The organism is Exiguobacterium sp. s191 (assembly GCF_018618955.1).
In the GTDB taxonomy this organism is placed as follows: domain Bacteria; phylum Bacillota; class Bacilli; order Exiguobacteriales; family Exiguobacteriaceae; genus Exiguobacterium_A; species Exiguobacterium_A abrahamii.
In genome coordinates this window covers 1,693,254-1,706,088 of sequence record NZ_JACSNC010000001.1, presented here as the reverse complement: position 1 = coordinate 1,706,088, position 12,835 = coordinate 1,693,254, and the positions used below count along the sequence as shown (strand labels likewise).

Sequence of the window (12,835 nt, the reverse complement as noted above, 5' to 3'; positions counted from 1 at the left end):
CGTCCCTATTCCTAGGGACGGAGGACCGGTTTTTTTAGATTAGAGGAGGAAAAGACATGCCGTACAATCATCGCGAAATCGAACTAAAATGGCAGGCGCGTTGGGATCAAGAAAACGCCTTCGTCACGACAGAAGATCCAGAAAAAGAAGGGTTTTATGCCCTTGATATGTTCCCGTATCCGTCAGGTGCCGGACTTCACGTCGGTCATCCGGAAGGCTACACAGCAACCGACATCCTCGCACGGATGAAACGGATGCAAGGATACAACGTCTTGCACCCGATGGGATGGGATGCGTTCGGATTACCAGCAGAACAATACGCCCTCGATACAGGGAATGACCCACGTGAATTCACAGCGAAAAACATCGAGACGTTCAAGCGTCAGTTGAAAGAACTTGGATTCTCCTATGACTGGGATCGTGAAATCAACACGACAGATCCGAAGTACTACAAATGGACACAGTGGATCTTTACGAAGTTGTATGAAAAAGGACTTGCGTTCGTGGACGAAGTCGCGGTCAACTGGTGCCCAGCACTCGGAACCGTTCTTGCGAATGAAGAAGTCATCGACGGATTATCTGAACGCGGAAATCATCCGGTCGTGCGTGTCCCGATGCGTCAATGGGTCTTGAAAATCACGGAATATGCGGATCGTCTTCTTGAAGATCTCGATGACCTTGATTGGCCGGATTCTGTCAAAGAGATGCAACGGAACTGGATCGGAAAATCAGAAGGTGCTGAAATCGACTTCACGATTGATGGACACAAAAAACAAGTCACGGTCTTTACGACACGTCCGGACACAATTTTTGGTGCGACGTACCTCGTGCTTGCGCCGGAGCATCCATTCGTAGCTGACATCACGACAGCGGATCACAAGGAAGCCGTCGATACGTACATTTCGCAAGTCCAAACGAAGTCGGACCTCGAGCGGACGGATTTAGCGAAGGAAAAAACAGGCGTCTTCACGGGTGCTTTCGCCGTCAATCCAATCTCAGGTGATCGTCTTCCAATCTGGATCGCTGATTATGTCCTTGCTTCGTACGGAACGGGTGCAATCATGGCGGTCCCAGGACACGATGAGCGCGATCATGAATTCGCGAAACAATTCGACTTGCCAATCGTTGAAGTCGTCGCGGGTGGAAACGTTGATGAAGCAGCCTATACAGGAGAGGGCGAACACGTCAACTCGCATATGCTTGATGGTCTTGGAAAACAAGAAGCAATCGAGACGATGATTGCTGAACTCGAAACGAATCAAGTCGGACGTAAGAAAATCACGTATCGTCTCCGCGACTGGTTGTTCAGTCGTCAACGGTATTGGGGCGAGCCGATTCCAGTCGTTCATATGGAAGATGGTTCGATGAAGACGCTCAGTCAAGAGGAGTTACCGCTTGAACTTCCAATCATTCCGGAAATCAAACCGTCTGGTACAGGCGAATCACCACTTGCGCTTGCGGAAGACTGGTTGGATTACACGGATCCTGAAACAGGAATGAAAGGGCGTCGCGAGACGAATACGATGCCACAATGGGGCGGAAGCTGCTGGTACTATCTTCGTTTCATCGATCCGCACAATGAAGAGGCGATCGCGGATCCAGAAAAATTAAAATACTGGCTTCCAGTCGATATTTACATCGGTGGTGCGGAACACGCCGTTCTCCACTTGTTGTATGCGCGCTTCTGGCATAAAGTCTTGTATGATGCAGGCGTCGTACCAACAAAAGAACCATTCCAGAAGTTGTACAACCAAGGGATGATTCTTGGAGAGAACAACGAGAAGATGTCGAAATCACGCGGTAACGTCATTAATCCGGATGAAATCGTTAAATCGCATGGTGCGGATACGTTACGCTTGTACGAAATGTTCATGGGACCACTCGATGCATCAGTTGCCTGGTCTGAGAACGGTCTTGACGGGGCGCGTCGTTTCCTCGATCGTGTCTGGCGCTTGTTCGAACGGACAGCAGACATTCAAGACGTCACGGAAGTCGATGCTGACTTCGAGCGGACGTACCACCAGACGGTCAAGAAGGTCACGGAAGACTTCGCGAATATCCAGTTCAACACCGGAATTTCGCAACTCATGGTCTTCGTCAACGAAGCAAACAAACAGCCGGTTCTTCCGCGTCACTTCCTTCGTGGATTCATCCAATTGTTAACGCCAGTCGCACCACACCTTGGTGAAGAACTCTGGGAACAACTTGGATTTGAAGAGACATTGACGTATGCAGCATGGCCAACATTCGATGAATCGAAACTCGTCAGCGATACGATGGAATTCGTCATTCAAGTGAACGGAAAGGTTCGCTCGAAAATCGAAATCAACATCGATGCGACAAAAGAAGAAATCGAGGCACTTGCCTTTGCTGATGAAAAGACACAAGAATGGATCGGCGACAAAACAGTTCGTAAAGTCATCGTCGTACCGAAAAAATTAATCAATATCGTGACAAACTAAGCCATAGCCCCTTTCATTCGTTTGATGCGAATGGAGGGGGTTTCTTCATTTCCGTCGCAAGTCCGCTTTTTTTTTCAACGACCTTCTGCTACACTGAATCAGAAACCGAGAAAGAAAGGCGAGTACCATCAATGAAACGATCTTATATAGTCTATACAACGATTTTTGCTGTCGTTTCGGGGTTGATCCTTTGCGTACTGCTCGTCTTCTCGAAGCCGGAGACGTTGTCACGTATTCAAGAAACGTTCGCGAAAATCGAGACGCAATCAAAGCATCAGGCAGCCGTTAAACAGGTGCCACCGAAAACGCCTTCAGCTATTCCGAACCCGGAAGAGCCGTTAATCAAAAATGTCCAACACATGTTATATGATGATTCCATTGGTTCGTACCTCGTCGTCACAGACGATTATCGTTTCTTTGAAATCAGTGGAACCGGGGAACGCATCAACGCATCTTTCCAGTTAGAAGAAGGAAAGTTGTTGCTCGCTGGTCTAGACGGTATGACGCTGGTTGACGGGGAGACCGTCGCGTTACTGACGTCGAATCAGATTCTGGTCACGATTACGCGAAAAGACGGTGTCTGGAGCGAAGAAAAACGTGAAAAAGTACAAGGAACGACGATACGGGATAGTTTCCACGGTCTTGGATATGATACGAAGAAAAAAGAATTCTATACGATTAATCATATTCGAGCACTGGGACGAGTCGAGGTGACCTATTTCGCGATGAAAGAGGATAAGATCAAGATTGATCCTGACGCCTCGGAAAAGAAAAAACGTGCGTTGAAGAAAAAACAGAAACCACCTTATCTGTCAGTCATCAAACGCGAGAAGATTGAAGCGGCGAGTGGGATGCGAAGTGATGCGAAGAAATCGTTCGAGTCCGAGTTCCGTCCGATTGGTCTTGCTGAACGACAAGGTCGGATCTACACACTCGATTCAGAAGCGCTCTATCTCTATTCGATCGATCGAAAGGACAAAACGATCACGGGCGAGACAGCCAGTCCGAAAGTATATGGTTCGAAAGGGATTTTCGTGCAAGATAATGAGTTGTTCGCGTTAGTCGTCACGGATAAATTCTCAAGCCGATCGTTTACACCGATTGATTAAATCCTGACAGAACAAGACCCGATTCCTCTGCTAAGCAGAAGAATCGGGTCTTGTTCATATTAAAAGACAGTATCACGTGCCATCTCTGCGGCGTGACTACCGGCGCAATGACCCGTCACGAATGCAGCGGTGATGTTGTAACCACCTGTATAGCCGTGGATATCAAGAATCTCCCCGGCAAAGAATAATCGCTCGGCTTTTTTCGACATCATCGTCTTTGGATCAATCTCTTTGATCGAGACGCCACCACCCGTGACGAAAGCTTTATCAAAGTCGAGCGTTCCCGTTGCTTTAAGTGGGAATCGCTTTAATTTTTGCAAGAAGTCCGTCCAGTCCTGTTTCTTGACTTGTGTGCAGACTTCATCGCCAAAGCCGATTTGAGCAAATAGAAGTTCAAGCAGACGTTCCGGCACGAAGCCGCGGAGGGCATTGCGTACCGTTTTCTTAGGATTGGCTGCAAGCGCGGCTTGGAAGCGTTCTGTTAACGCACCGAGTGATTCGTCCGGGAAGAGATCGATTGATAAATGAACGATCGTCTCCTTCGAACGTTTGCGCTCCTTGATCGTGTACTGGCTACAGCGTAAAGCAATCGGACCGCTTAAACCAAAGTGTGTAAAGAGTAAGTCACCCGTGTGTGTTTTGATTGCTTTATCTTTTTTGCCGTGGACCGTTAAGGCGACGTCACGTAGCGACAGCCCTTGTAATGTTTTTTCATGAATGAACGTATCACCTAACAAAATCGGAACTTCCGTTGGGAAGAGCTCCGTGATCGTATGACCCGCTTTTTCAGCCCATGGATAGCCGTCACCTGTCGAACCGGTATGTGGAACGGATTGTCCGCCGACTGCAACGATGCAACTTTTTGCTTCAAGACGCATGCCGTTCTCTAAGATGACAGCTGCAAAAGAACCGTCTGGATGGAAGTCGAGCGTAGCGACCTGCGCGTCTGTTTGAATCTCGGCACCATGCGCGCGGATTTGATCGATCAATACACGGACGACATCTGCTGCTTTATCTGAGACAGGAAACATCCGTCCATTGTCCTCTTCTTTGAGGGCGACACCAAACCCTTCGAAGAGCTCGATGATCGATTCATTATTGAATTGAGAAAAGGCACTATAAAGGAAACGTCCGTTTCCTGGAATCGACTGGACGAGTTCGTCGAGTGGTTTTCGGTTCGTGACGTTACAACGTCCGCCGCCAGAGATCGCAAGCTTCCGACCTAATTTATTTCCTTTATCGAGCAGGAGCGTTCGAGCTCCAGCCTGTAAAGAGGCGAGCGTTGCCATCAAGCCGCTCGGTCCGCCTCCGATTACGATTACATCGTACATAAGGTCACCTCATTCATAGAATTCTGCTTGTTTCACTTTAGCAGAAGTTGCGACTGTAAACAAACCGTCTCTTTCAATTCAAGATAGACAGCGGTATAATGATTTGCAATTGTGTACGAGAGAACTTGTATAATGAGACAGTCACGATCAGAGTGTCGAGTTTAAAAATTAGAAAGCGTGAGGGATGTTACCATGTCCACAGTCAGTAATAAGCAGTCTACTTCTTCCGGCAATTCAGGATTCGTTCGTGGAACGATGCTCCTGTCCGGTGCGTCACTGATTTCCCGCGCACTGGGTTTGATTTATCTCTTTCCATTTCAGTTCATGGTCGGTGCGACAGGCATCATGTTCTATACCTATGCCTACAACTATTATGCGATCATGATCGGACTCGCGACAGCGGGGATTCCTGTCGCTGTCTCGAAATTCGTCGCCAAATACAATGCATTAGGAGAGTATGATACGAGTGAACGATTATATCGGTCTGGTCTGAAAATCATGTCCTTGACCGGGATTGTTTCCTTCCTCGCTTTATTCTTTCTCGCACCGTATTTAGCACACCGTGCCATTCCAGGTGGTGACGTTGATTCAGCTGCATACGTTGATGCCGTCACGATGACGATTCGTGGCGTGAGTTTCGCTTTACTCTTGATTCCACCGATGAGTATGACCCGAGGTTACTTCCAAGGGTATCAATCGATGGGACCAACAGCGATTTCGCAAATCTTGGAACAAATCGTCCGGATCATCTTTTTGCTTGCAGGAGTCAGCATCGCGATTTATTTATTTGATTCAGGTGCAGCATTTGCCGCAACGATTGCAACGTTCAGCGCTTTCATTGGTGCAATCGGTAGTGTTGCGGTTCTGATCTATTATTTCCGCAAACGTGCCAGCGGCTTGCAGGAACTACGTGCTACTCAAACCGTCCGTTCGCCGGATCGCCCGTTAACGGATTTGTATAAGGAATTATTGACGTATGCGATTCCAATCGTCATGGTCGGTCTTTCGACACCCCTTTACCAAGTCATCGACCAAAATACGATGAATGCCGCATTACAAAGTATCGGTTACACGCTCGAAGCGGCCGGAAACGCGACTGCCTATCTGATTGCGGATAGTCATAAGATCGTCTTGATTCCGGTGTCGGTCGCAACAGGATTGTCGTTATCTGCGACTCCACTGTTGACCGCATCCTTTACGCAAGGGGATATGCGGAAAGTACGGGCTCAAATCTCACAGATTTATCAACTCGTCTTCTTCGTGACGATTCCGGCAGTCGTCGGGATGATTCTCCTCAGTGAAGAAACGTTTCATGTGCTCTTCCCGAAAGATCAAGCGGCCTGGGTCTATCTGTTAAGTTATGCGCCGAGTGCGTTGTTCCTTGCCTTGTATTCTGTAACGGCAGCCGTCCTTCAAGGGATTAACCGTCAGTACTTCACGATCATCGCAACACTTGCTGGACTACTTGCGAAGTATCTCTTGAATGCGCCGTTGATTCATTTGACGGGTGATGGAACGGGTGCTGGTTATGCGACAATCATTGGTTATCTCGTTGCGACGGGATTGATGTTCTTCCGGATCACACAAACGGTGAAGTTCCCATTCAGTACGGTCTTGCGCCGGACATCATTGATTCTAATCATCAGTGCATTGATGGGAGCAGGTGTTGCACTCGTGAAGTGGGGAATGGTGTCCTTCTTACCAGAGACGACATGGGCATCTCTGTTGATCCTGATTATTGGTGCGGCAGTTGGAATCGTGATTTTCGCTGGACTCTCGATTTGGAGTGGATTAGCAGAAGTCGTATTAGGACGTAAAATTTCATTGAAACGAGGACGAGGTCATGCGTCTAGATAAACTATTATCCAACATGGGGGCAGGCTCCCGAAAAGAAGTAAAACTTTTGCTCAAAGCAGGGGCAATTCAAGTCGATGGTGAAATCGTTCGTGATCCGAAACAACATGTCGATGTTGAGTCGCAACAGGTTCTGATGTACGGGGAACCGGTCACGTATCAAAAATATATCTATTTAATGATGAATAAACCACCTGGTGTCATTAGTGCGACGGAGGATAAACGAGATGAGACCGTCATTGATCTGTTGTTTGAAGACGTGACGTATTTCAAACCGTTTCCGGTCGGACGACTTGATAAGGATACTGAAGGCTTATTGTTACTGACAAACGATGGAGCGTTCAATCATGCTTTGATGTCTCCGAAGAAACACGTCGAAAAAACGTATTACGCGGAAGTGACAGGTATGTTGACGCAAGAAGACGTCGAGGCAATTGCGGCAGGCGTCACCTTAGAAGACGGTTATCAAGCAAAGCCAGGAAAACTCGTTATCTTATCGACGACAGAAACAGATTCAACGCTTGAATTGACGATCACGGAAGGGAAGTTTCATCAAGTCAAACGGATGATGCTTGCCCTCGGTAAAGAGGTCACATTCTTGAAACGGCGTTCGATTGGTCGCTTGGAGCTTGATCCGGCACTTGCACTCGGGGACTACCGGGAACTGACACAAGAGGAATTGGCGTTATTTGATTGGCAACCTGAATAAGCAAAACGAAAAGGCGATGGAATGAATGTGCATTCCATCGCCTTTTATTGTGGGATTCAATTATTGATTACGTAATGCTTCTGCGATCGGATAAGGACCGCTGAGTACTTCGAATACACGAGACTGTGTCGGATGATCGATCAAGTGAACGAACAGCGCCGCCACATCGTCACGAGACACCTTACGATCTTCGTATGAATCAAAATGCTCTTTCGTTTCAACAGTACCTGCCGGGTCATCGTAGCTGAGTGGACCAGGACGGACGATCGTATAGTCGAGTCCGCTTTCTTTTAGGTGAGCGTCTGCTGCTGCTTTCGATTCGAGATATACTTTTAGTTCGCCTTTCGGTTCTTCCGTACCGACTGAACTGAGCATTAGGAAACGATCGATTCCGTTCGCTTTTGCTGCATCGATGACTTTGATCGCACCTTCCTGATCGACGGCGCGTGTCAATTCGTCCGATGCGCCACCAGCACCCGCTGCAAAGATGACGACGTCCGCGTTACTGACGACGCCACTGACATCCTTCGTCAAATCCCCAAGTCTGACTTCAGATGCACCGAGTGCAATCAAATCGTTGATTTGATTTTCTTCACGTACGACAGCGATCGCTTGGTGATCTCCTTGTTTAGCGATCAATTCGACCATTTTGCGTCCCGTCGTTCCGTTTGCTCCAATGATTAAAATATTCATTCTTATCATCTCCTTCTCCCAATAGCTATACCCCACGTTTTAAAAAAGATAACAAAAAAAGACGCGAAGAATCGCGTCATCGAAAGATATACATAGTGAAACAGTGGATCAACCCGCTTGCTTTTGTTTCTTACTCGACGTCCATGTACCGCGTCGAGGGCTCACAATGAGATTGTTGTATTCGAGCACGTTCAAATCCCGCTGGACGGTCCTTGATGTGATGCCAAACTCTTCAACCAACTCTGCTGTCGTAGTAGCTCCGTTCTCTTGGATGTAGAGATAAATCGATTTAATCCGGGTCAACATACGGTCTGTAGAATCTTTCATTGGTATAACCACTCCCCCAATGGATAGAATAGTGTTCTAAAGCTTCGGGTGACAAAAGACAATGCAATATCCAGTTGTTTCGCCTTTAGTATAACGTTTTGATATTAAAATGCAAGTAATTTAACCGAACGTTTTCATAAAAAATATATTCAAATGGTTTGTAAAGTCGATGATTAGGGTTTTATTTCGGGTTAATGTTCGTCATTTAAACAAATAAAAAAGAAAACAGAATTTGGATGTTCGTATCTGAACGAATATTCGCTATACTAGGAAGGTGTATAGGAAACGAATCCAAAACCCGTAATGAAGGAGCGAAATCAGATGGTGAATTGGAAAGAGGAAGTACTCGCACGTCGCGAGGACTTATTAGAAGATTTAAAAGAATTATTACGGATTCCGAGTGTACTCGACGAATCCACGATCGAAGAGGGCGCGCCGTTTGGTCATGAAGTCAAACGTGCCCTCGATTGGATGCTCGCGACAGGGGAACGCGATGGGTTCACGTCAAAAAATGTCGATGGGTATGCAGGACATTTGGAGTATGGTCAAGGGGAAGAGTTACTCGGTATTCTTTGTCACTTAGACGTCGTACCAGCTGGTGGTGATCACTGGACATACGGTCCATTCAACCCGACGCTTGTAGATGGAAAACTGTATGCACGTGGAGCAATTGATGATAAAGGACCGACGATGGCAGCTTATTACGCTTTGAAAATCGTCAAAGAACTTGGCTTACCACTCTCGAAGCGCATCCGTCTGATTGCAGGAGGGGATGAGGAGAGTGAATGGCGTTGTGTCAATCATTACTTCAAACATGAAGAAATGCCAACACTCGGTTTTGCACCAGATGCCGACTTCCCGATCATCAATGCGGAAAAAGGACTCTATGATGGGTTATTGATTCAAGGTAAACCAGCGCAAGCATCTGATACAGGCTACCATCTCGTTCGTTTTGAAGGTGGCGAACGTCCGAACATGGTTCCAGGTCATGCCCAAGCGCTTCTTCGTGTCGTCGAAGTAGGAACGCTTGAGACGGATTTCCATGCTTATCTTGAAGAACAAGGTTTGACGGGAACAGTCAAGCAAGAAACGGAAGGTCTCGTCCTTGATGTCAATGGTGTCGCAGCCCATGCGATGGAGCCGGACAATGGTAAAAATGCCGCTTTACATTTGGCGCGTTTCCTCAATACGCTTCATTTGGATTATAACGGTCGTCGTTACATTCAACTCGTGACGCATATGTTCCGGGATTCTCGCGGTGTAGCGATCGGTGTCGCTGCTTCAGACGAGACAGGTGACTTAACGATCAATGGCGGTGTATTCCGTTACGCTGAAGAGCAAGGAACGGCATCGATCAATATCCGTTACCCGTATACAGCAGACTTCACGGAACGTCTGCAAATCATTAAGGAGGCCGCGGCAGGATATGGTTTTGAATTGCAGACGCGGACGCATATGACACCGCACCATGTCGATCCAAACCATGAATTGATCAAGACGCTAAGTGCCGTTTATGAGCGCCACACGAACCAATCAGCTGATCTGATAGCAATTGGTGGCGGCACATATGCGCGTTCATTGACGGCGGGAGTTGCTTTTGGTCCAGTCTTCCCGGGTGGTCCTGAAGTTGCCCACCAAGTCGATGAATATGTTGATTTTGATGAACTATTGCTTGCTGTCGCGATTTATGCAGAAGCGATTTATGAGCTCGCAAAATAATGATTGATGATCCCCGCATCGTAAAGATGGGGGGATTGCTTCTTGAAAGGAAGTTCCGTGTGAAAAATCGTCAAACCTATCATTTCCAAGCCTTATATTTCTTTATTTTCTTTGGGCAAGGAGCACTCATTCCGTATCTCGCACTTTATTTCTCAAACGACGCGTTCGGACTGTCGGCTTCAGAGATTGGAACAATCGTTGCGATTGGACCGATTCTCTCCATTTTCCTACAACCTGTCTGGGGAATCGCGGCGGATCGACTCGGGAAACCGAAACGACTCTTACTCGTCGCGATGCTTGCTGCCGGTATTTTTACACTCAGTTACTTACTGACGTCTGCTTATCTGCTTTTATTGTTGATTTCTTGTGTCTGGGCGTTGTTCCAGTGTGCGCATATTCCGCTCGTGGATACATTAGCGATTGAGTACACGCGAAAGCGTAAGGTGGATTACGGCGCTTTACGTCTTTTCGGCTCAGCAGGGTTCGCTTTAGCTGTTTTCATTCTTGGGCAAATCACTGAGGGTGGCGGACTAAATCTGATTTTTTATGCAACCGGTGCAGCATGGGTTCTCGGTTTCCTTGTGCTGATCGGTATTGAAGAGACGGGCAGCGTCCATGTTTCACATCAGCAACCCGTACCGTTAAAACAGCTCTTTTCGAATCGACGCTTCCTGTTGTTCCTAGCAGGGGGGAGTTTGATCTTCGGACCCATCTTCGCCAACAATTATTACTTTGGCAGCTACGTCACGATTCGTGGCGAGACGACGGCACTCGTCGGAACATTATTCTTTGTCGCCGTTCTGTGCGAAATTCCGTTCATGCGCATCGCCACGCGTCTGTTATTACGATTCGGAGCGATTCCGGTTCTTGTATTCGTCTCCTTGTTGTCGGCTGCGCGGACAGCGATGATTGCTTTAGAACTTCCAATCGTCATGCTGTGGGTATTATCTGCGATGCAAGGTATGATCGTAGGTCTATTGATCCCTGTCGCCTTAGATTATGTCCGATCGCTCGTTCCAGAGACGATGGTCGCAACAGCCGTCAGTACATATATGGCAACGACGACGGGACTCGCGACCGCGTTGTTTAATCTGATGAGTGGTTTTGTGCTCGAGAAGAGTACAATCTATATCGTCTTTTGGGTATATACAAGTAGTAGTATCCTAGGCGCGATTCTGTATGGTATCAGTGGTCGTATGAAGGAGTGAACGCGACGATGAGACAAGAACGACACTTTTTCATTGCCTTGCCGATCCCTTCTAAAGATTTAGCGAATCTTGCTGAACGGTTATCGCTACCTGAGTATTTTCGTAACGTCTATACGTTAGAAGAGTATCATCTAACACTTCGTTTTTTCGGTCCATTGGAGGAAAAAGAACAGCAGTCGTGGAAACAGCAGTTACAGCAGATCGCGCGTACGATGGAACCCTTCGTGCTACGATTCGATCGTTTGATCACGTTTGGTCGGGATGAACGACCACGCGTCGTAGGGTTCGGAACGGAATCGGAGGAATTGTTTCAATTAGTGGAACAGATTGATCCGAATTCGACCAGACCATTCGTACCGCATGTCACGATCGCGAAAAAATGGCGTACTGAGGCAGCTGAATGGGAGACGAGTCCGATGCAATCGGTAGAGTGGACTGTTCGTGAGCTCGTTCTATTTGAAGTACGACCAGAGGTTTCACCGCGGTATGAGCCGGTTTATCGGATTCATCTAGGTGAAGAGGAATGAGGTGATCCCCATCGCAATTTTGATGAAACTATATGATTTAGATAGTCGATTTGAAAAAAATCCGCTAGAGATGACGAAACGATTCGGTGAACACCAGGCACTTGATTATGCCCATGTCTACCGCAGGTGGGAGGCAGGAGAGTTGTTTCCAGGGGAGACGCTCATCCGTCCGAAGAAGTGGTGGCAAGTGATGAAAAAAAGTGAAGTCATTCAACTTCCGGGTAAACAATTATCTCGAAGAGCGTTTGATAAATGGTACAAAAAACGTCTCGAGTTACAAAAACTCTTGAACGTCACTGGCGGAGCAGGAGAGGAGGACATTTGGCGGATTCCATTGAAACGTCATTTAGACTTCTACCAGATGCTGCATCTACTAAATGAACAGTATGCGATGTTTTATCGAGCGGTCATTCAATATCAAGTCGGAGAAGTCGAGTTGAGTCCGTTCGTCGTCGGACCGTCCGCAATCTATATCATGGAATGGCTTGATGGCGACGAAAGTATCTATCATATCCGGCGAGATAAGTTATGGCGGGAGCAGCCGTTTAAGGCTTCTGCGAAACAAATTTTGAATCCGAACATCGGTTTAAAGCGGACAGAGGATATTTTACGGGTCGTACTCGGCCGAGATTACGTTTTGCCGATCGAACGAGTCATCCTCGCTCCTTCAGGTTATTTTGATCAAATTCCAAAAGAAACGACAACGACGTATGTCAATAAAGTCGATTTTCCGAACTGGGTACAACGGATGAATGCGAATGCGACACATACAAAGGCATTTCAGATGCGGGTGTGTGAAAAAATCCTAAAAGAGACGGTATCGATTCCGTTTCACATGGCGATTCAAAGTGAGGAACAGTCTCGAATCCAAGAGTAAGGGAGGGAGCGACGGCATT

Annotated in this window: 11 protein-coding genes and 1 other annotated feature (1 of these 12 running past the window's edge); of the genes, 8 read left to right on the top strand and 3 right to left on the bottom strand. The window is 47.3% G+C overall.

Features of this window, described 5'->3' with window-relative positions:
• Positions 1-10, top strand: a binding site (T-box leader); it begins 213 nt to the left of the window's first position.
• 46 nt (positions 11-56) lie between these two features.
• Together leuS and KNQ09_RS09035 are read left to right on the top strand one after the other, a co-directional pair.
• Positions 57-2,462 carry a leucine--tRNA ligase gene (leuS, locus tag KNQ09_RS09040; RefSeq protein ID WP_214858174.1) on the top strand — a complete coding sequence of 802 codons (2,406 nt, stop codon included), beginning with the start codon at positions 57-59 and terminating at the stop codon, positions 2,460-2,462.
• A gap of 131 nt (positions 2,463-2,593) precedes the next feature.
• On the top strand, positions 2,594-3,571 hold the full coding sequence (locus KNQ09_RS09035; protein ID WP_064299480.1) for a hypothetical protein: 978 nt from the start codon (positions 2,594-2,596) through the stop codon (positions 3,569-3,571).
• A gap of 59 nt (positions 3,572-3,630) precedes the next feature.
• Here KNQ09_RS09035 and KNQ09_RS09030 read toward each other — a convergent pair whose 3' ends face one another.
• A complete protein-coding gene (locus tag KNQ09_RS09030) occupies positions 3,631-4,902 on the bottom strand; it encodes a BaiN/RdsA family NAD(P)/FAD-dependent oxidoreductase (RefSeq protein WP_050678607.1) in 1,272 nt (423 codons plus the stop codon).
• Positions 4,903-5,094: 192 nt separating this feature from the next.
• Between KNQ09_RS09030 and KNQ09_RS09025 the strand changes: the two genes are divergently transcribed.
• Entirely contained in the window at positions 5,095-6,759 is a 1,665-nt protein-coding gene (locus tag KNQ09_RS09025) for a putative polysaccharide biosynthesis protein (RefSeq protein ID WP_149427736.1), read from the top strand.
• The gene (locus KNQ09_RS09020) at positions 6,746-7,465 is read left to right on the top strand and encodes a pseudouridine synthase (RefSeq protein WP_214858172.1); all 720 of its coding nucleotides are present in this window, start codon (positions 6,746-6,748) and stop codon (positions 7,463-7,465) included. Before KNQ09_RS09025 ends, KNQ09_RS09020 begins: the two co-directional genes overlap by 14 nt.
• A 60-nt stretch (positions 7,466-7,525) precedes the next feature.
• Here the strand turns inward: KNQ09_RS09020 and KNQ09_RS09015 are convergent, their stop codons facing one another.
• On the bottom strand, positions 7,526-8,158 hold the full coding sequence (locus tag KNQ09_RS09015; RefSeq protein WP_214805296.1) for an SDR family oxidoreductase: 633 nt from the start codon (positions 8,156-8,158) through the stop codon (positions 7,526-7,528).
• Positions 8,159-8,266: 108 nt separating this feature from the next.
• A complete protein-coding gene (locus KNQ09_RS09010; RefSeq protein ID WP_023469095.1) occupies positions 8,267-8,485 on the bottom strand; it encodes a DeoR family transcriptional regulator in 219 nt (72 codons plus the stop codon).
• Positions 8,486-8,806: 321 nt separating this feature from the next.
• Here KNQ09_RS09010 and pepV point away from each other — a divergent pair, with 321 nt between their 5' ends.
• Genes pepV through KNQ09_RS08990 form a run of 4 tightly spaced genes read left to right on the top strand, consistent with a single transcriptional unit; the run spans position 8,807 to position 12,816 of the window.
• Positions 8,807-10,204: a dipeptidase PepV gene (gene pepV, locus KNQ09_RS09005; RefSeq protein WP_064299484.1), complete on the top strand. Its 1,398-nt coding sequence runs from the start codon at positions 8,807-8,809 to the stop codon at positions 10,202-10,204.
• A 59-nt stretch (positions 10,205-10,263) separates the two neighbouring features.
• Positions 10,264-11,412 carry an MFS transporter gene (locus tag KNQ09_RS09000; protein WP_064299485.1) on the top strand — a complete coding sequence of 383 codons (1,149 nt, stop codon included), beginning with the start codon at positions 10,264-10,266 and terminating at the stop codon, positions 11,410-11,412.
• Between the two features lie 8 nt (positions 11,413-11,420).
• Positions 11,421-11,939 (top strand): RNA 2',3'-cyclic phosphodiesterase, encoded by a 519-nt coding sequence (gene thpR / locus KNQ09_RS08995; RefSeq protein ID WP_214858170.1) that lies wholly within the window; start codon positions 11,421-11,423, stop codon positions 11,937-11,939.
• A 1-nt stretch (position 11,940) separates the two neighbouring features.
• Complete coding sequence (locus KNQ09_RS08990; protein ID WP_231884639.1) at positions 11,941-12,816, top strand: hypothetical protein; 876 nt, start codon at positions 11,941-11,943, stop codon at positions 12,814-12,816.
• Positions 12,817-12,835 lie beyond the last annotated feature (19 nt).

Coding starts and splice junctions, on each gene's coding strand:
- thpR (WP_214858170.1), top strand. CDS start 11,421: ATGAGACAAGAACGACACTTTTTCATTGCCTTGCCGATCCCTTCTAAA.
- pepV (WP_064299484.1), top strand. CDS start 8,807: ATGGTGAATTGGAAAGAGGAAGTACTCGCACGTCGCGAGGACTTATTA.
- KNQ09_RS09030 (WP_050678607.1), bottom strand. CDS start 4,902: ATGTACGATGTAATCGTAATCGGAGGCGGACCGAGCGGCTTGATGGCA.
- KNQ09_RS09015 (WP_214805296.1), bottom strand. CDS start 8,158: ATGAATATTTTAATCATTGGAGCAAACGGAACGACGGGACGCAAAATG.
- KNQ09_RS09025 (WP_149427736.1), top strand. CDS start 5,095: ATGTCCACAGTCAGTAATAAGCAGTCTACTTCTTCCGGCAATTCAGGA.
- leuS (WP_214858174.1), top strand. CDS start 57: ATGCCGTACAATCATCGCGAAATCGAACTAAAATGGCAGGCGCGTTGG.
- KNQ09_RS09035 (WP_064299480.1), top strand. CDS start 2,594: ATGAAACGATCTTATATAGTCTATACAACGATTTTTGCTGTCGTTTCG.
- KNQ09_RS09020 (WP_214858172.1), top strand. CDS start 6,746: ATGCGTCTAGATAAACTATTATCCAACATGGGGGCAGGCTCCCGAAAA.
- KNQ09_RS09010 (WP_023469095.1), bottom strand. CDS start 8,485: ATGAAAGATTCTACAGACCGTATGTTGACCCGGATTAAATCGATTTAT.